The organism is Pedococcus ginsenosidimutans, from assembly GCF_039544395.1.
Classification (GTDB): domain Bacteria; phylum Actinomycetota; class Actinomycetes; order Actinomycetales; family Dermatophilaceae; genus Pedococcus; species Pedococcus ginsenosidimutans.
The window spans coordinates 75,434-92,454 of record NZ_BAABLO010000013.1 but is presented as its reverse complement, the minus strand read 5'-3'; the positions used below and the strand labels follow the sequence as shown (position 1 = coordinate 92,454).

Annotated in this window: 16 protein-coding genes and 2 tRNA genes; 7 read left to right on the top strand and 11 right to left on the bottom strand. The window is 71.2% G+C overall.

Going from position 1 to position 17,021, the window contains the following annotated elements; translation table 11 throughout:
* Nucleotides 1-31: 31 nt before the first annotated feature.
* Nucleotides 32-1,306, bottom strand: coding sequence for an ATP-dependent Clp protease ATP-binding subunit ClpX (gene clpX, locus ABEA42_RS17355; protein WP_345505134.1), 1,275 nt, complete (start codon nucleotides 1,304-1,306; stop codon nucleotides 32-34).
* A gap of 314 nt (nucleotides 1,307-1,620) precedes the next feature.
* Between clpX and ABEA42_RS17350 the strand changes: the two genes are divergently transcribed.
* Complete coding sequence (locus ABEA42_RS17350; RefSeq protein WP_345505133.1) at nucleotides 1,621-2,706, top strand: TerC/Alx family metal homeostasis membrane protein; 1,086 nt, start codon at nucleotides 1,621-1,623, stop codon at nucleotides 2,704-2,706.
* Between the two features lie 39 nt (nucleotides 2,707-2,745).
* Here ABEA42_RS17350 and ABEA42_RS17345 read toward each other — a convergent pair whose 3' ends face one another.
* The 3 genes from ABEA42_RS17345 to ABEA42_RS17335 all read right to left on the bottom strand — a co-directional run bounded on the left by ABEA42_RS17345 (nucleotide 2,746) and on the right by ABEA42_RS17335 (nucleotide 5,439).
* Nucleotides 2,746-3,411 (bottom strand): ATP-dependent Clp protease proteolytic subunit, encoded by a 666-nt coding sequence (locus ABEA42_RS17345; protein WP_345505132.1) that lies wholly within the window; start codon nucleotides 3,409-3,411, stop codon nucleotides 2,746-2,748.
* Nucleotides 3,412-3,419: 8 nt separating this feature from the next.
* The gene (locus tag ABEA42_RS17340) at nucleotides 3,420-4,073 is read right to left on the bottom strand and encodes an ATP-dependent Clp protease proteolytic subunit (protein WP_345505131.1); all 654 of its coding nucleotides are present in this window, start codon (nucleotides 4,071-4,073) and stop codon (nucleotides 3,420-3,422) included.
* A gap of 115 nt (nucleotides 4,074-4,188) precedes the next feature.
* The gene (locus ABEA42_RS17335) at nucleotides 4,189-5,439 is read right to left on the bottom strand and encodes an MFS transporter (RefSeq protein ID WP_345505130.1); all 1,251 of its coding nucleotides are present in this window, start codon (nucleotides 5,437-5,439) and stop codon (nucleotides 4,189-4,191) included.
* A 62-nt stretch (nucleotides 5,440-5,501) separates the two neighbouring features.
* Here ABEA42_RS17335 and ABEA42_RS17330 point away from each other — a divergent pair, with 62 nt between their 5' ends.
* Nucleotides 5,502-6,575 (top strand): LacI family DNA-binding transcriptional regulator, encoded by a 1,074-nt coding sequence (locus ABEA42_RS17330; protein WP_345505129.1) that lies wholly within the window; start codon nucleotides 5,502-5,504, stop codon nucleotides 6,573-6,575.
* Nucleotides 6,576-6,619: 44 nt separating this feature from the next.
* On the opposite strand, the gene ABEA42_RS17325 is transcribed toward ABEA42_RS17330, so the two are convergent.
* Together ABEA42_RS17325 and tig are read right to left on the bottom strand one after the other, a co-directional pair.
* On the bottom strand, nucleotides 6,620-7,105 hold the full coding sequence (locus ABEA42_RS17325) for a hypothetical protein (RefSeq protein ID WP_345505128.1): 486 nt from the start codon (nucleotides 7,103-7,105) through the stop codon (nucleotides 6,620-6,622).
* 170 nt (nucleotides 7,106-7,275) lie between these two features.
* A complete protein-coding gene (gene tig / locus ABEA42_RS17320; RefSeq protein WP_345505127.1) occupies nucleotides 7,276-8,613 on the bottom strand; it encodes a trigger factor in 1,338 nt (445 codons plus the stop codon).
* Between the two features lie 328 nt (nucleotides 8,614-8,941).
* On the opposite strand from tig, the gene ABEA42_RS17315 reads away from it, so the two are divergent.
* From ABEA42_RS17315 to ABEA42_RS17305, 3 genes are all read left to right on the top strand, one after another.
* Nucleotides 8,942-10,138: a S53 family peptidase gene (locus tag ABEA42_RS17315; RefSeq protein WP_345505126.1), complete on the top strand. Its 1,197-nt coding sequence runs from the start codon at nucleotides 8,942-8,944 to the stop codon at nucleotides 10,136-10,138.
* Between the two features lie 93 nt (nucleotides 10,139-10,231).
* A complete protein-coding gene (locus tag ABEA42_RS17310) occupies nucleotides 10,232-11,656 on the top strand; it encodes a dihydrolipoyl dehydrogenase family protein (protein ID WP_345505125.1) in 1,425 nt (474 codons plus the stop codon).
* Between the two features lie 110 nt (nucleotides 11,657-11,766).
* On the top strand, nucleotides 11,767-12,723 hold the full coding sequence (locus tag ABEA42_RS17305; RefSeq protein WP_345505124.1) for a zinc metalloprotease: 957 nt from the start codon (nucleotides 11,767-11,769) through the stop codon (nucleotides 12,721-12,723).
* A 52-nt stretch (nucleotides 12,724-12,775) separates the two neighbouring features.
* Here the strand turns inward: ABEA42_RS17305 and ABEA42_RS17300 are convergent.
* Nucleotides 12,776-12,846 (bottom strand) — tRNA-Gly (locus ABEA42_RS17300).
* 90 nt (nucleotides 12,847-12,936) lie between these two features.
* On the opposite strand from ABEA42_RS17300, the gene ABEA42_RS17295 reads away from it, so the two are divergent.
* Nucleotides 12,937-13,010, top strand: a tRNA-Pro gene (locus ABEA42_RS17295).
* 122 nt (nucleotides 13,011-13,132) lie between these two features.
* Here ABEA42_RS17295 and trmB read toward each other — a convergent pair.
* Together trmB and ABEA42_RS17285 are read right to left on the bottom strand one after the other, a co-directional pair.
* A complete protein-coding gene (gene trmB, locus ABEA42_RS17290; protein ID WP_345505123.1) occupies nucleotides 13,133-13,888 on the bottom strand; it encodes a tRNA (guanine(46)-N(7))-methyltransferase TrmB in 756 nt (251 codons plus the stop codon).
* Nucleotides 13,889-13,974: 86 nt separating this feature from the next.
* Nucleotides 13,975-14,523, bottom strand: a complete 549-nt coding sequence (locus ABEA42_RS17285) for a hypothetical protein (protein WP_345505122.1) — start codon at nucleotides 14,521-14,523, stop codon at nucleotides 13,975-13,977.
* A gap of 195 nt (nucleotides 14,524-14,718) precedes the next feature.
* On the opposite strand from ABEA42_RS17285, the gene ABEA42_RS17280 reads away from it, so the two are divergent.
* Nucleotides 14,719-15,222: a DUF4395 domain-containing protein gene (locus tag ABEA42_RS17280; protein ID WP_345505121.1), complete on the top strand. Its 504-nt coding sequence runs from the start codon at nucleotides 14,719-14,721 to the stop codon at nucleotides 15,220-15,222.
* A 92-nt stretch (nucleotides 15,223-15,314) separates the two neighbouring features.
* Here ABEA42_RS17280 and ABEA42_RS17275 read toward each other — a convergent pair whose 3' ends face one another.
* Nucleotides 15,315-16,406: a PP2C family protein-serine/threonine phosphatase gene (locus ABEA42_RS17275; protein ID WP_345505120.1), complete on the bottom strand. Its 1,092-nt coding sequence runs from the start codon at nucleotides 16,404-16,406 to the stop codon at nucleotides 15,315-15,317.
* A 133-nt stretch (nucleotides 16,407-16,539) separates the two neighbouring features.
* Nucleotides 16,540-17,007 (bottom strand): ribose-5-phosphate isomerase, encoded by a 468-nt coding sequence (locus ABEA42_RS17270; protein ID WP_345505119.1) that lies wholly within the window; start codon nucleotides 17,005-17,007, stop codon nucleotides 16,540-16,542.
* Nucleotides 17,008-17,021 lie beyond the last annotated feature (14 nt).

Below are 17,021 nucleotides of genomic sequence, written 5' to 3'. Positions count from 1 at the left end.
GTCCGGGCGGCCCCTCACGGGTGTCGGTGGGTCAGGCGGAGCGCTTGCGCGTGCGCTTGGGCTCCTCGTCGCGGCGGACGATGGTCGGCAGGACGTTGTCCTTCACGACCTCCTCGGTGACCACCACGCGGGAGATGCCGTCGTCGCTGGGGACGTCGAACATCACCGGGAGCAGCACCTCCTCCATGATGGCGCGCAGGCCACGGGCACCGGTGCCGCGCTTGAGCGCCGAGTCGGCGATCGCCTGCAACGCCTCGTCGGTGAACTCGAGCTCGACGCCGTCGATCTCGAACATCTTCTTGTACTGCTTGACCAGCGCGTTGCGCGGCTCGGACAGGATCGTCACCAGGGCCGACTGGTCGAGCGGGCTGACCGTCGTGATGACGGGCAGGCGGCCGATGAACTCCGGGATGAGCCCGAACTTCATCAGGTCCTCCGGCATGACCTCACCGATCGAGTCCGCGAGGTCCTTCGGGGTGTGCAGCTCCGAGCCGAAGCCGAGACCCTTCTTGCCGTTGCGCGACTCGACGAGCTTTTCCAGGCCGGCGAACGCGCCGCCGACGATGAACAGCACGTTGGTCGTGTCGATCTGGATGAACTCCTGGTGCGGGTGCTTGCGACCACCCTGCGGCGGGACCGAGGCGGTCGTCCCCTCGAGGATCTTCAGCAGCGCCTGCTGCACGCCCTCGCCGGAGACGTCACGGGTGATCGAGGGGTTCTCGCTCTTGCGGGCGATCTTGTCGACCTCGTCGATGTAGATGATGCCCGTCTCGGCCTTCTTGACGTCGTAGTCGGCGGCCTGGATGAGCTTGAGGAGGATGTTCTCGACGTCCTCGCCGACGTAGCCGGCCTCGGTCAGGGCCGTCGCGTCGGCGATGGCGAAGGGCACGTTGAGCATGCGCGCCAGGGTCTGGGCGAGGTAGGTCTTGCCACAGCCCGTCGGGCCGATGAGCAGGATGTTGGACTTGGCGATGTCGACGGACTCGACGTCCTTCTTCGCCGTGGCCTCCCCGGCCTGGATGCGCTTGTAGTGGTTGTAGACCGCGACGGCGAGCGCCTTCTTCGCGACGTCCTGCCCCACGACGTAGTTCTGGAGGAAGTCGAAGATCTCCTTCGGCTTGGGCAGCTCGTCCAGGCCCAGCTCGGAGGACTCGGCGAGCTCCTCCTCGATGATCTCGTTGCAGAGGTCGATGCACTCGTCGCAGATGTAGACACCCGGACCCGCGATGAGCTTCTTGACCTGCTTCTGGCTCTTGCCGCAGAACGAGCACTTCAGCAGGTCGCCGCTCTCTCCCATGCGTGCCACGTGGCGTCCTCCGGTCCGTTCCGTTCGCATGCTGCCCGGGACGAGCAGCACCGGCCCCGACGCTACAGCGCCGAGGGCCTCCTACGCTCCATTGAAACCGCCGAGTCGGGCCCGAGTCAGCCTTGTCCGCTGAGGGCGGACAACCCGCCGAGTTGGTGGGCCGGCCCCGCGCCGGTACCCTGTGCACCACGAGGGGAGTACTTCCCTGAGCCGCTCCGGTCAGTACGAGCACCCCATGGTGCTCCCGGACGGCGCCGCGGCCCACGGGCCCGGTGAAGGAGACCTCGGACGGATCGACCCGCCCGAGGAACCCCATGACCACTGCGCTCCCCCACACCCTCGTCGCCGCCTCAGCCGACCCGGCCACCGGCGCCTCCATCGGCACCCCCATCCTGTGGGCGGTGAGCATCGCCGGCGTCGCGTTGCTCGTGCTGCTCGACTTCCTGCTCACCCGACGACCCCACGCGGTCTCCATGAAGGAGGCCGTGGGCTGGTCCGCGTTCTACATCGCCCTCCCGGTCGCCTTCGGCGGCTACCTCTGGTCGCAGCACGGCAGCACGGTCGGGGTCGAGTACTACACGGGGTACCTCGTCGAGAAGTCCCTGTCGGTCGACAACCTGTTCGTCTTCATGCTGCTCCTCGCCGCGTTCGCGGTGCCCAGGGAGCTGCAGCAGCGGGTCCTGCTCATCGGGGTGGTCGGGGCACTGGCGCTGCGCGGCGTGTTCATCGCGCTCGGCGCCCAGATGCTGCAGACGTTCGACTGGACGTTCCTGCTCTTCGGGGCGGTGCTGCTCGCCACCGGCGTCAAGCTGCTCAAGGACGCCCTGTCCGGCAAGGACCACACCATCGACGTCTCCAGGATGCGCAGCGTCCGGCTGCTGTCGAAGGTGATGCCCGTCGAGGACGGCTACCACTCGACCGCCATGACCGTCCGCCGCGCCGACCGCCACGGCGGACGCCGTGCCCTGACGCCGCTCGCCCTGGTCACCGTGGCCATCCTCGCCACCGACATCGTCTTCGCGGTCGACTCGGTGCCGGCCGTCTACGGCATCACCGGCGACCCCTACCTCGTGTTCGCGACCAACGCGTTCGCGCTGCTCGGCCTGCGCGCGCTCTACTTCGTGCTCGAGGGCGCGCTGTCGCGCCTGGTCCACCTCGGCTTCGGCCTCGCGGCCATCCTGGGGTTCATCGGCGTCAAGCTCGTGCTGCACTGGGCCCACGGCGTCTGGGCCGGCGCCCCGCAGATCCCCACGCTGGTCTCCCTCGGGGTCATCGTCGGCATCCTCGCCCTGGTCACGGCCACGAGCCTGGCCGCCACGCGCGGCGCCGGCTCCGCGACCGACGAGGGCGGGGACGACGATGCCGCCCGCTCGGAGCCCCACGCGGCGCGGGGGCGGTGAGCGGGCGGCATACGCCGGTGCGCCGTACGGCGCGGACCGTCAGTCGTCGAGCGTGGCCTTGCGCGAGCCGAGCACCTCGTCGATGAGGCCGTACTCCTTGGCCTCCTCGGCGGACAGGATCTTGTCGCGCTCGATGTCGTTGCGGACCTGCTCGATGGTGCGACCGGTGTGGCCGGCCCAAGTCTCCTCGAGCCAGGTGCGCATGCGCAGCACCTCGTTGGCCTGGATCTCGATGTCGGACGCCTGGCCGTAGTCACCACCGGCGAGTGCCGGCTGGTGGATGAGGATCCGGGCGTTGGGGAGGGCGAAGCGCTTGCCCTTGGCCCCGGCCGACAGCAGCACCGCGGCCGCGGAGGCGGCCTGGCCGATGACGAACGTCTGCACGTCCGGACGGATGTACTGCATGGTGTCGTAGATGGCCGTCATGGCCGTGAACGAGCCACCGGGGCTGTTGATGTACATGAGGATGTCGCGGTCGGGGTCCTGGGACTCCAGCACGATCAGCTGGGCGATGACGTCGTCGGCGGACGCGTCGTCGACCTGCACCCCGAGGAAGATGATGCGGTCCTCGAACAGTTTGGTGTAGGGGTCGAGGCGCTTCATGCCGTAGGAGGTGCGCTCCTCGAACTGCGGCAGGATGTAGCGGCTCGAGGGACCGGGCACATGGAGGCCACCGTGCATCGCGGGGTTGGTGTTGTAGTTCATCGGGGTCCTCACTTGTCCCCGGTGACGGGGTTGTCGTCGGTTGCGCTGCGGCCGCCGGCCTGGGAGGCGCTGCTGAACACGTGGTCGACGAAGCCGTACTCCTTGGCCTCCTCGGCGCTGAACCAGCGGTCACGGTCGGAGTCGAGCTCGATCTGCTCCTTGGTCTGACCCGTGTGCTGGGCGATGAGCTCGGCCATCTGGTTCTTGACGTAGAGCATCTGCTCGGCCTGGATCTTGATGTCCGAGGCGGTGCCGCCGATGCCGCCCGAGGGCTGGTGCATCATGACGCGGGCGTGCGGCGTGGCGTAGCGCTTGCCGTGGGTGCCCGCGGAGAGCAGGAACTGCCCCATCGAGGCAGCCATGCCCATCGCGACGGTGGCGACGTCGTTGGGGATCCAGTTCATCGTGTCGTAGATCGCCATGCCCGCGGAGATCGAGCCGCCCGGGCTGTTGATGTAGAGCCAGATGTCCTTGCTGGGGTCCTCGGCGGCGAGCAGCAGCAGCTGCGCGCAGATCGCGTTCGCGTTGTCGTCGCGGACGTCCGAGCCGAGGAAGATGATCCGCTCCTTGAGGAGTCGGTTGTAGATGTGGTCGTCCAGACCGCCTTGCGGGCCCTCGCCCGCACCGACGATCTTCTGTGGCGTCTCGGCGCTGCTCACCATGTCTCTTTTCCCTTGGCATCCATGCTTGACAGTGACCCTAACGCGGACGTGGTGGGCGTAAGTCCCCGATCCACGCCGTGTTCGCCCTGAGCGCACACCACGGGTGGGGGCCGTGTCAGGCGTGGACGCTCTCGGAGCGCTCGGTGGGGACGTCGCGCAGCTCGCGTGTCTGCGGGATGACCAGCATCGCGAGCACCACCATCGCGGTCACCGCCATGAGGGAGCGCAACACGGTGAAGTGGTCGCCCAGGAAGCCGAGCAGCGGGGGTCCGGCGATGAACGCGGTGTAGCCGATGGTGGCGACGACCGACATCCGGGCCGCGGCGCGGGCGGGGTCGTCGGCCGAGGCGCTGATGCCCACCGGGAAGCCCAGCGAGGCGCCGACACCCCAGATGGCCGCGCCCACGTAGGCGAGCACCGTGCCACCGAAGATCACCAGGAGCGAGCCCACCGCGGCCATGACGAAGGTGACGCGCAGTACGGGAACCCGCCCGTAGCGGTCGAGCAGCCCGGTGCCGACGAGGCGCCCCGCCGTCATGAAGGACAGGAACGCCGCGAGCGCGAGCACGCCGGCCCAGCGCGGCAGGTCGTAGCCCTCGGAGAAGGCCACGGAGATCCAGTCGTTGGCCGTGCCCTCGGTGAAGGCAGCAGCCAGCACCACCAGCCCGATCATCAGGGTGCGGGGCTCCAGCCACGCCGAGCGCGGCTTGGCGGGCCGGGCGGCCTCGGTACCGGCTTCCTCGTCCCCGGCCTCCACCGCACGCGGCAGGAAGGAGCGAAGGGCCCACAGGGCGACGGCGGCAGAGAGCAGCAGCACCCCGCCGAAGTGCACGAGCAGCGGCACCTCGGCCCACGACATGCCGGCGCCGACGAGGGCGCTGAGCACGGTGCCGCCGGAGAACGCCGCGTGGAAGTGCGGCATCACCGTCCGGCCGAGCAGCCGCTCCACCGCGGCGCCCTCGAGGTTCATCGAGACGTCCCAGAGCCCCACGCCCATGCCGACGAAGTAGAGGCCCGCCGTCACGACCCAGCGGGACTCCACGAGGTCGACCCCGGCTGCGACGACGAGCAGTCCGACGAACGAGACCACCATGCCGGTCACGACGGCTCGCGCAGCACCGATCCTGTCGGCGACCCGGCCGGCCGAGGGCAGCGCGGTGAGCGAGCCGGCGGAGGCCGCGAAGAGCGTCAGGCCGAGCTGCCCCGCCGACAGGCCGAGCGCCGCCTTGGCGTCGGGGATGCGGGCGGCGAACGAGGCGAACGCGACGCCGGCGAGGGCGAAGACGACGAAGACGGCGTTGCGGGCCGCGACGACGCGGGCGCGGTCCAAGGAGGTGGAGGAGGCGGCGGAGGTGGAGTGGTTCACGAAAGGCTTTCCGGCGAGCAGTCGAATCGATTCGATCGAATCGTTTCGATAGTGTGTCGCGCATGGCCCCCGACCGTCAACCCCGCGCCACCCTGCGTGCCGTCGCCGAGGCCGCCGGCGTCTCCACGTCGACGGCCTCGCTCGCCTTCAGCGGCAAGGGTCCGGTGGCCGCGGACACGGTCGAGCGGGTGCTGGCCGCGGCTGCACGCCTCGGCTACACCGGCCCCGACCCGCTCGCCTCGTCACTGCGCCACGGCCGCTCCGGCATCGTCGGCGTGGTCGTCGAGGGACGGCTGCTGCACGCGTTCCGCGACCCCTTCGCCGTGAGCGTCCTCGACGGGCTGTCCCAGGTGCTCGACGAGGTGCCCGCGGGGATGCTCCTCATCGCCCAGCACGCCGGTGCCCCCGAGAAGGCCATCCCCCAGCTGGCCGGCACGGCCCTGGACGCCGTCGTGTTCTCGCTCTGCGGCCCGGACGACAACCCGGCCGTCGACCACCTCGCGGCCCGCGGCATCCCCATGGTCGGCGACGGCTCCCCCGCCGACGAGCGAGTCGTCCAGCTCGCGCTGGACAACCGCGGGGCCAGCGCCGCCGTGAGCCGTCACCTGCACGAGCTCGGTCACCGCCGCGTCGCCCACCTCATGATGCCGCTGCGCCACGACAGCTCCACCGGCCTCGCGCGGCGGGCGGTGCTCGAGGACGCCGAGTTCGCCGACAGCCGCGACCGGGCGCTCGGCTTCCTCGACGTGTTCCCGGACGCGGCCCTGCTGGCCCAGACCTCCCTGCCCGACGTGGAGCAGGGGGCGGCCGCCGCCCGCCTGCTGCTCGACCGCCCGCGGGGACAGCGGCCGACGGCCGTGGTCGCGCAGTCCGACCTGCTGGCGATGGGCGTGGTGCGCGCCGCGGACGAGCTCGGCCTGCGCGTGCCCGAGGACCTCAGCGTCACCGGGTTCGACGGCGTCGAGCTGCCGTGGTTCGCGGGCACGCTGACCACGGTCGACCAGCACGGCGAGCAGAAGGGTCGCAGGCTCGGCGAGCTGCTGCGCCGCATACTCGACGGGGAGCGGCCGCAGGACGAGGTCCAGGACACCGACCTGCGCCTCGGGACGACGACCGCCCCACCCGCTGGCGACTGACCGCAGGTCGGACTGCAGGACCTGCGCCCCGCCTCGCCCGGGGGTCAGGCGTCGATGGTGGCGCCGACCGCGGGCGACCCGGCGGCTGCTGCCGTCCCGTCCTGCGTCGTTGCGGCCGGGACGGGTTCGGCCGCCGGGACCGGTTCCGCGGCCGGCGCGGGCTCGGCGACGAGGTGGACGGTGATGTAGTGGCCGGAGTCGTCGACCGTGACCGCTCCCTCGAACTCCATGAGGCTGTCCGTGCACCCGACCGAGTGGGCCTCCCACTTGGTCTCCATGGCGACGACCCCCCAGAGGCGCTCGACCCCGACACCGGCCTCCCACGGCGCGACGTCGTCGGCGCACCGGCACACGCCGATCACCATCTGGTCGGGGTCGTCGGTGCGACCCAGCTCCACCTCCGCGAACAACCTGCTCGCCCGCAGCGACCGTTCCAGCGCGGCCTGCAGCGCCGCGGCGTGGTGCGGGTCGGCCCGGTGGGCGTTCTCCTGCACCGCCAGCCGCAGCTTGTGGAAGGAGGTCATGTCCATGAGGACAAGGGTCGGGTCAGCCCTCGTCGGACAGATCCCGCAAACGACGTATGCCGCGCCCCGGGATCCGGGGCGCGGCACACGTTTGCCTGCGGTTGACCTGTGACGGTCAGGTGACCGGCCCGGTCGCGGTCCTGCGTCAGGACGGGCGGCCGGGCCGTCGGACCACGTCAGTCGTGGTCGTGGCCCTCGTGGTCGTGGGCCTCGTGGTCGCCCTCGGCGAGCTCGGAGGCGACGTCGGTGGCCGTGACCTCGCTGAGGTCGATCTCGGCGCCGGTGGTGTCGACGACCTTGGCCTGCTCGAGCACGGTGGCGAGCGCCTTGCGGCGGGCGACCTCGGCGACCATGGCGGGGACCTGGCCCTGCTGGTCGATCGCCTGGGCGAACTGGTTGGGGTCCATGCCGTACTGCTGGGCCGACATCACGAGGTACTCGATGAGCTCGGGCTGCTCGACCTTGACCTCGGCCTTCTCGGCGATGGCGTCGAGGAGGAACTGGGCCTTGAGGGCCTTGCGGGTGCTCTCCTCGACCTCGGCGCGGTGCTCGGCGTCCTCGAGGCGGTCCTCGCCCTCGAGGTGGGCGTGCACCTCGGCCTCGACGATGCCGTCGGGCACGGGGATGTCGACGGTCTCGAGCAGGTGCTCGAGGACCTTGTCGCGGGCTTGGACGCCCTGCTCGAACTTCGCAGCCTTCTCGGCCTGCTTGGTCACGTCGGCGCGCAGCTCCTTGAGCGTGTCGAACTCCGACGCGAGCTGGGCGAAGTCGTCGTCGAGCGCGGGCAGCTCACGGACCTTGACCGACTGCACGGTCACGGTCACGTCGGCGTCCTCGCCCTCGTGGTCGCCACCGGCCAGGGGCGCGGTGAACTTCTTGGTCTCGCCGGCGGCCATGCCGACCAGCGCCTCGTCCATGCCCTCGAGCATGTTGGCCGAGCCGACCTCGTAGGAGATGCCCTTGACCGAGTCGATCTCCTCGTCGCCGATGGACGCATCGAGGTCGACCGACACGAAGTCACCGGTCTCCACGACGCGCTCGACGCCCTTGAGGGTGCCGAAGCGCTCCTGCAGGGCGATGAGCCGCTCCTCGACGTCCTCGTTCGACGCCTTGGCCTCGTCGACCTCGACGGTGATGGCGCTGAAGTCCTCGGGCAGCTCGACCTCGGGACGGACGTCGACCTCGACGGTGAACTTGAGCTCCTGGCCGTCCTCGGCCGGCACCTCGGTCACGTCGACCTCGGGCTGGCCGATGGGGCGCACCTTGTTGTCCTCGACCGCCTGGCCGTAGAACTGCGGGAGCGCCTCGTTGACGGCCTCCTGCAGCACGGCGCCACGGCCGACCCGCTGGTCGATGATCCGGGAGGGGACCTTGCCCTTGCGGAAGCCGGGCACCTGGATCTGGGAGCCGATGGTCGCGTATGCCGCGTCGAGGCTGGGCTTGAGCTCCTCGAACGGGACCTCGACGGTCAGCTTGACCCGGGTCGGGTTGAGGGTCTCGACGGCACTCTTCACTGCGGGGTACTCCAGGTTCAGGTGGGCAACAGGAAAGGCCCAGTGCGCCGGCGGAGGGCGCGCGCGGGCCAAAAACCCATGGTAGCCGGTGCGGGGGCGGGCTCCGAACCGAGCCGTCGTCGCAGGTCAGGGGGCACGCCACAGCGGGGCGGTCGACCGCCATGACATCCGTCACGACTTTCCGCAAAGTCTTGGCCACCCACGGGCCATTTCTTCGCAAGGTCACGAGCCCCGTCGTGAAAACCATTGCCACGCAATGGATGTCGACTGCAGGGTCCGACATGGGCGACATCGGTCGCCTATCCCCCCACACCAGGAGAATCCACGCATGCGCAAGCAGATCCTCTCCGTCGCGCTGGCGGCCTCGGCATCCCTGGGGCTCGTCACGACCGCGGTCACCACCGCGTCGGCGGCTCCCTCGGCCAAGAGCCACGCCGCCCGCGTCTGTGCCACCCCCTCGTCCCCGACCGTGGCGGCCTGCCACGCGATGAAGCTGACGGACGACACCGGCCGGGCCGTCAGCCCCTCCGGCCGGGCCGTCACGCCGCAGGCCATCTCCGGGAAGACCCCCGCCGACATCCAGAGCGCCTACAAGGTCGCCGGGCTGTCCGCGGGCGGCCGCACCGTGGCCATCGTCGACGCCTACGGCTACCCGAACGCCGAGCGCGACCTCGGCGTCTACCGCTCGCAGTGGGGCCTGTCGTCCTGCACCACCGCGAACGGCTGCCTGCGCATCATCAACCAGACCGGCGGCACCTCGCTGCCCCGCTTCAACAGCGGCTGGGCCGGAGAGCAGGCCCTGGACCTCGACGCCGTGTCGGCGACCTGCCCCTCGTGCAAGATCGTCCTCGTCCAGGCCAACAGCGCCAGCCTGACCGACCTCGGTGCGGCGGTGAACACCGCGGCCAAGCAGGCGGGCGTGGCGGCGATCTCCAACAGCTACGGCGGCGGCGACCTCGCCGACAGCTCGTACGGCGCGGCGTACAACCACCCCGGCATCGCGGTGACCGCGTCGACCGGCGACAACGGCTACCAGGGCGGCAGCTTCCCCGCCTCCTCGCACTACGTCACGGCGGTCGGCGGCACCTCGCTGGTCAAGGACTCCTCCGCCCGCGGCTGGTCGGAGTCGGCGTGGAACGGCGCCGGTTCGGGCTGCACCACCCTCAACGCCGCCCCGTCGGGCCAGACCTCGGCCATGACGAGCTGCTCGGGCCGCGCCATCGCCGACGTGTCGGCCGTGGCCGACCCCAACACCGGCCTCGCGACGTACGCGCCCACCACCCAGAGCTCCTCGTCCTGGGCGCAGTACGGCGGCACGAGCCTGTCGGCCCCGATCGTGGCCTCGGTCTACGCGCTCAGCGGCAACACCGCCGGGTACGCGAACACGCTGCCCTACGCCCACACCTCGGGCCTGTTCGACGTGACCTCGGGCTCCAACGGCACCTGCGCCTCCTGGTGCACGGCCAAGAGCGGCTGGGACGGCCCGACCGGCCTCGGCACGCCGAACGGCACCTCGGCCTTCTGACAGGCACCACACCGCACCACCGACGGCCCCGGGCACCCGCCCGGGGCCGTCGGCCGTCGCGCGCTGCGACGCGGCCCCGCCTAGGTTTGACGCATGAGCCAGCACGAGCAGCAGCCCCTGGACTTCGACGTCGTCGTGGTCGGCGCCGGTCCCGTCGGGGAGAACGTGGCCGACCGAGCCCACAAGGCGGGCCTCACCGTCGCCATCGTCGAGAAGCACCTCGTCGGCGGTGAGTGCAGCTTCTACGCCTGCTCCCCCAGCAAGGCCCTGCTGCGCCCCATCCACGCCACCCGTGCGTCGCAGCGGGTGCAGGGGTCGGAGGGTGCGCGGCTCGACCCGCAAGGGGTGCTGGCGCGTCGCGACGCGTGGATCAACCGGCTCGACGACAGCGGACAGGTCGGCTGGCTCGACCACGTCGGCATCACGCTGCTGCGCGGCGAAGGGGTCCTCACCGGCCCGCGGGCGCTGGAGGTCGACGGCCGCCCGGTCACGGCACGCCACGCCGTGGTCCTGGCCACGGGCACGACGCCGACGGTGCCCCCCGTCCCCGGGCTGCGCGAGGCCAAGCCGTGGACCAACCGTGAGGCCACCACCTCACGACGCATCCCCGACCGCCTGGCCGTGCTGGGTGGCGGGGTCGTGGCCTGCGAGCTCGCCCAGGTCTACGCAGCCCTCGGCTCGACGGTCACCGTGGTCGAGCAGGCCCCCGGGCTGCTCGGGCGCAACGAGGAGTTCGCCGGCACGGCCGTGAAGGAGGCGCTGGAGCGCGACGGGGTGGACGTCCGCGTCGGCACCGCAGCCGAGTCCGTGTCGCGGCTGGGGCCGACCGGCGAGGTGACGGTCCACCTCGAAGGGGGCGGGACCGTCGTGGCCGACGAGCTGCTCGTCGCGGTGGGCCGGACCCCCGCCACGAAGGGGCTGGGCGTGGAGTCGGTGTCCGGCCGCCTGACCGACGCGGGGTACGTCTCGGTCAACGCCCGCATGGAGGTCGAGGGGGTCGAGGGCGACCGGCCGTGGCTGTACGCCGTCGGCGACGTCAACGGCATCGCGCTGCTCACGCACATGGGCAAGTACCAGGCCCGCGCCTGCGGCGACCTGGTCGGCGCCCGGGCAGCGGGCCGGGAGCCCGACGCGGACCGCACGACACCGTGGGCCGACGACCTGGGTGCGCCGCAGGTGGTGTTCACCGACCCCGAGGTGGCGGCCGCGGGGCTCACCGAGGCCGAGGCCCGCGAGCACGGGCTGCGCATCCGCGTCGTGGACCTCCCGATGGACAGCGCTGCCGGCTCGGGTCTCCAGGCGGAGGGCTACCAGGGGCAGGCGCGCATCGTGGTCGACGAGGACGCCGGGGTGCTCGTGGGGGCGACCTTCGTCGGCCAGGACGTGGCCGAGCTCGTCCACGCAGCCACGGTCGCCATCGTCGGGAAGGTCCCGCTGGCGACGCTGTGGCACGCCGTGCCCTCCTACCCGACGATGAGCGAGATCTGGCTGCGGCTGCTCGAGGAGTACGGGCTCTGAGCCCGACGTACCCCGCGAAGCTCCGTCATCGGTAGGACCCACACGGGACATTTCGCCCGGTACCGTCCGGACCAGCCCCCACGAGGGGAAGGCCACCGAAGGGATCCTCCATGCGCGTCCGCACCTCGCTCCGTCTCGGCGTCCTGTCCGCCGCCGCGGTCCTCCTGCTCGGCACCGCCTCCGCCACCGGCACGGCCACTGCCTCCGCCCGCTCCGCCTCCCCCGGCGCCGCCGCCTGCAGCCCCGACGCGACGAGCGCGGCACGTGTCATGAAGGGAGCCACGGCCAACGAGCCGGCGCTCTACTCGACCAACGAGGCCAAGGCGTACGGCGTCCTGCAGGACCGGCCCACCCTCCCCGCGGGCAGCGTCCGCATCCCCACCGTCTTCCACATGGTGTCCGACCACGCCAACACCCCGGCCGAGAAGGCGCGCTGGGAGAAGCTGATCGCCGCGCAGATGAAGGTGCTCAACGACTCCTACTCGGGCGCCACCGCCGCGGACGCGGCCGACACCCCGTTCCGGTTCGACCTCGAGCAGACGACGTGGACGGTCAACCCCGCCTGGTACACCGTCGTGCCCGGCAAGAACGAGCGCGACATGAAGAAGGCCCTCTACACCGGTGACGCGCGGACCCTCAACGTGTACGCCGCGGACATCGGTGGCGGCCTGCTCGGCTGGGCCTACTTCCCGAAGGGCTACAACCACGGGCGCGACTTCATCGACGGCGTCGTCATGCTCGACGAGTCGATGCCCGGCGGGACCGCCGGCAAGTACTCGCTCGGCGACACCCTCACCCACGAGGTCGGTCACTGGCTGATGCTCGAGCACACCTTCGCCCACGGCTGCTCCGCCTCCGGCGACTACGTCGCGGACACCCCGCGCGAGGCGACGGCGCAGTTCGACTGCCCGACCGGCGCCGACACGTGCAGTGCGCCCGGCCTCGACCCGATCCACAACTTCATGGACTACACGCAGGACTCCTGCATGGACATGTTCACCCACGGCCAGGCCGACCGGATGAGCGACGCGTGGCTGCAGTTCCGCGCCGGCGGCGGCAAGGGCTGACCTGCGCCACGACGACGAAGGGCCCCACCACGGTGGGGCCCTTCGTGCTCGGAGCGGGTGACGAGAATCGAACTCGCGTAGCTAGTTTGGAAGACTAGGGCTCTACCATTGAGCTACACCCGCACGGCGTGACAGCCCCTCCGGAGGAGCGGCTGGTCCGGGGCGTTAGCCTAATGCCCGCGATCGCGTGGGCCGAAATCGGCTCGCCGTCCACGGGGTATGGCGCAGGTTGGTAGCGCGTCCGCTTTGGGAGCGGAAGGCCGCCGGTTCAAATCCGGCTACCCCGACAGCAGACCGGCGCCGTCCTTGCGACTTCTTGCCCGCTCGGCACCATCAGCGCCCCGTTTTGCGGTCTCGGCGGTGCTTCCCGGGCAAGAAGTCGGGCTGGTCCGGTTCGCGCGGCGTCCGGCTACGCCGTCAGCACTGCCCGGAACTCGGCGACTACCCGTCCCGCGGCGAGGCCCTTCGCCTCGAAGCCGTCGGTGGGCCGCCACGAGGGCCGCTCCCCCTCGGTGACCGTGAACCGGGCGTCGGCCGCGAGCTCGGCCCGGGCGTGGTCGGCGTACACGGGGTGGTCGGTGGCGACGAGCAGGTGGCCACCGGGCACGAGCCGCGACGCCACGAGGTCGAGGGTGTGCCGCGCGAGGAACCGGCGCTTGCTGTGCTTGGCCTTGGGCCAGGGGTCGGGGAAGAACAGGTGCACCGCGGCAAGCGTGGTGACGGGTATGCGCTGCTCGAGCAGGAGCACCGCGTCGCCTTGGTGCGCCCACAGGTTGGTGAGGTCGCGGCGTTCGGCCTCGGCGAGCATCCGCGCGAGGGCGGGGGTGAACACGTCGACGGCGACCAGGTCGTGGCCCGGGTGGGTCTCGGCGTAGGCGAGCGCGGCCGCCCCGTGACCGCACCCCACCTCCAGGACCACCGGCGCCTCGCGACCGAAGGCCGCGGCCGGGTCCAGCGGTCCCTCCGGGAGCGCGTGGGGGGGGAGCAGTCGCTCCATCCGTTCCCGGGTGAGGGGCGACAGGCGTCCTCGCCGCGCGGCGTACGACCGGACCCGCCCACGCACCTCGCCGTTGCCGTCACCGAACGGCTCACCGAACTCCTCGTCGAACACCGGCCCCACCTCCACCCCGTTCGCTTCGGAGGCAGCCGTCCCTGGAGTCTTCACGCGCCAAGCCTACGAACGCCGGCTCAGGCCCGAGGAGCGGGACTGGCCCCCTGCGGTGACAGACCAGCCCCACGGGTCGACGGCTCCTACTCGTACAGCTGCGCCGCGATGCTGTTGATGGTGGCAGTGCCGTCGTCACTGCCGTTGATGTCCGACCCCTCGACGTAGAGCACCTCACGGCCGTCGAGCCACCTCGCCGGGTCGAGCGGCGTCCTGACGTGGCCAGGGGTCACGCACTGCCTCCACGTGTGGATCGTCGAGAAGTGACCCTCACGGTAGTTCGACCACATGAGGAAGTGCGGCCCGCCGGGATCGGTCTCCCCGGCCTGTTCGGGGTAGTCGCCGAATATCTCCTCGTTCGCCTCGAGAGGGTCGTCCATCCCGAACCGAGCAGTCAGGCAGACCTTCGAGACGCTCGCGAAGGACCTGCCGAAGTCAACGGTGATGCGGACCGAGTCCCACCGTCCGACGTGGAACGGGTAGCCGACGGAGGACCGGGCGACCGTGTGCGCGGCTGGCCTGCCGAGCCCTGCTGCAGGGCCGGCCACAGCCGGCCCTTGGGACGCCGCCACCGCCAACACCCCGCTCACGGTGCCCACCACCGCGCCCACGGCGATCCGCTTGCTCGTCCTCATGGCATGCCTCCTGTGCAGTCCCAACCCTCGTGGCGAGTCTGTTGGCTGGACGAGGGGAGGAGCAGGGGCCATAGGTCACGACCTCGGCGGTTATGGCCCGTTGCGGTGGGCCACCAGGCCCTGGGCTGAGGGCGCGAGCGCCCGAGGAGCGGGACGCTGGAGATAACTGTCGCTTATGTGTTCCATAATGGCGGCATGCGTATCTCCCGCTTCCCCAACATCGTCGACGAGGTCGCCGTCCGCCTCATCGCCGGGGTCGTCCTCGTGCTCGGGGTCGTGGTCCTCGCCACCCAGCAGTGGTGGCTCTACCTCGTGCTGGCAGCCGACTTCGTGCTGCGTGCCGGCTGGGGACCCTCCGCGAGCCCCATCGCCCACCTGGTGCGCCGGTGGATCCGTCCGCGCGTCAGCGCCGCTCCCCGCTACACCGCCGGCCCGCCCAAGCGCTTCGCCGCGGCGATCGGCGCTGTCCTAACGGTGGCTGCGAGCGTGCTGTGGCTGGCCGGCGCCACCCTGCCCGTGGTGGGCATCGGCGTGGTCATGGTCGTCTTCCCCGCCCTGGAGTCGCTCGCCGGCGTGTGCGTCGGCTGCATCGTGTTCGGGTGGCTCATGCGGCTCGGCGTGATCCCCGAGTCGGTCTGCCTCGAGTGCGCCGACATCAGCCGCCGCACCACGGCCCGTCAGGGCGCTGCCGCGGCCTGACGGGGGCCCACTCGCGGGCACCGCTGGCCGGCCCGCCTATGGGCACTGGGGCCAGCCGGCCCGCGGGCACCCCCGCCCAGCATGCCAGTGCGTCAGCGGCGCCAGACCAGGACGGCGGCCCGGTCGTCGGTCTCGCCCGCGCGGGCGGCGGCGCACATCTTGGCAGCCATGCCCTCGAACCCGCGGCTGATCATGCGCTCGGCGGTCCCGAGCATCCGGTCGATGCCGTCGCGCAGGTCGCGGTTACGGACCTCGATGACGCCGTCGGTGTAGAGCAGCAGCGCGTCGCCGCGCCCCAGCCGACCGGTGACCCTCGGGAAGGTCACCGCCTCGGCGACACCGAGCACGGGTCCCTCGTCACCCTCCAGCACCTGCCAGCGACCCGAGCCGGCCGAGAACTTCACCGGCGGCGGGTGGCCGGCCGAGGCCAGGCTGTACTCCCCCGTCGACAGGTCGATCATGGCGTGCGCCGCGCTCGCGAAGCCCTCGTCCCACTGCTGGCGCAGCAGGTAGCCGTTGGACGCCGAGAGGAACTGCTCGTACGGCAGCGACCCCAGCAGGCCACCGAAGGCGCCCGACAGCAGCAGCGAGCGCGTGCCGGCGGCGATGCCCTTGCCGGACACGTCGACCAGGGCGAGCTCGAGGACGTCGCCCTCTCGGCTCGTGACGAGGAAGTCGCCCGAGAAGGAGTCGCCGTAGGCGGAGAGCACCGAGAGCTCGGCACCCCAGCCGGGCGGCAGCTCGGGCAGCTCGCCCTGGGTGCGCAGGCGGTCGCGCAGGTCCACGAGCATCGACTCGCCGAGGTTGCCCTGCACCCCGAGCCGGGCCCGCGACGCGGCGACCCAGAACATGATGACCATGATCGTGAGCAGGACCGCGTACGCACCCCACAGGGGGACGGTGCCGTGGCGGTACAGGACGATGAACACCCCGGTGAGCAGGATGGTGGCGTCCACCAGGGCCAGCCACTTCGGTGGCAGGAACAGGCCGGACAGCACCGCGATCGGCAGGTAGGCGGAGAACGGCACCGACGAGACGTGCACCATCGTCCAGCAGAGCAGGACGTTGGCCACGACGAGCACGAGGGCGGTGCCACCGGTGGTCCAGCGGTTGAACCGCGTCCTGGTCCGCTGGAGTCGCGTCAGGACGGAGCGACGCGCGAGGACCGTCCTGCCTTCGTCCACGTGTGCGAGATCCTTCGGCCTGGTCCGGAGTGCAGGGACACCCGACATGGTCATGGGGTGGACTGGCCCCGATCCCAGTCCTGCCTCAGCAGCCTAGCGAAGCGGTGCGGCACCCCACCGGCGTTTCCCCGGATCAGGGCATCGGCGGCAGGCCGCCGTCGTGCTCGTAGGCGGTGACCATGTCGATGCGCCGCACGTGGCGGGGCGCATCGGAGAAGTCCGTGCCGAGGAAGACCCGGACCATCGCCTTGGCCTCCTCGACGGTGTTCATCCGTCCGCCGATGGAGATCACCTGCGCGTCGTTGTGCTCCCGCGCCAGCCGGGCCAGCTCCTCGTTGTAGCAGAGCGCGGCGCGGATGCCCTTGACCTTGTTGGCAGCCATCTGCTCGCCGTTGCCCGAGCCCCCGAGGACCACGCCGCGCGAGCCGGGGTCGGCGGCAACCGCCTCCGCAGCCCGCAGCACGAACACCGGGTAGTCGTCCTCGGCGTCGAAGGCGTGGGGACCGTGATTGGTCACCTCGTGCCCCTCCGCCTCCATGAACGCGACGAGCTCGCCGAGCACGTCGTAGGCCGCGTGGTCGCCACCGATGTGGACTCGCATGTCTGTGCCTCCGG

Coding starts and splice junctions, on each gene's coding strand:
- ABEA42_RS17315 (WP_345505126.1), top strand. CDS start 8,942: ATGCGCAAGCAGATCCTCTCCGTCGCGCTGGCGGCCTCGGCATCCCTG.
- ABEA42_RS17280 (WP_345505121.1), top strand. CDS start 14,719: ATGCGTATCTCCCGCTTCCCCAACATCGTCGACGAGGTCGCCGTCCGC.
- ABEA42_RS17270 (WP_345505119.1), bottom strand. CDS start 17,007: ATGCGAGTCCACATCGGTGGCGACCACGCGGCCTACGACGTGCTCGGC.
- ABEA42_RS17340 (WP_345505131.1), bottom strand. CDS start 4,073: ATGGTGAGCAGCGCCGAGACGCCACAGAAGATCGTCGGTGCGGGCGAG.
- ABEA42_RS17305 (WP_345505124.1), top strand. CDS start 11,767: ATGCGCGTCCGCACCTCGCTCCGTCTCGGCGTCCTGTCCGCCGCCGCG.
- ABEA42_RS17350 (WP_345505133.1), top strand. CDS start 1,621: ATGACCACTGCGCTCCCCCACACCCTCGTCGCCGCCTCAGCCGACCCG.
- ABEA42_RS17285 (WP_345505122.1), bottom strand. CDS start 14,523: ATGAGGACGAGCAAGCGGATCGCCGTGGGCGCGGTGGTGGGCACCGTG.
- ABEA42_RS17330 (WP_345505129.1), top strand. CDS start 5,502: ATGGCCCCCGACCGTCAACCCCGCGCCACCCTGCGTGCCGTCGCCGAG.
- ABEA42_RS17345 (WP_345505132.1), bottom strand. CDS start 3,411: ATGAACTACAACACCAACCCCGCGATGCACGGTGGCCTCCATGTGCCC.
- ABEA42_RS17325 (WP_345505128.1), bottom strand. CDS start 7,105: ATGGACATGACCTCCTTCCACAAGCTGCGGCTGGCGGTGCAGGAGAAC.
- ABEA42_RS17310 (WP_345505125.1), top strand. CDS start 10,232: ATGAGCCAGCACGAGCAGCAGCCCCTGGACTTCGACGTCGTCGTGGTC.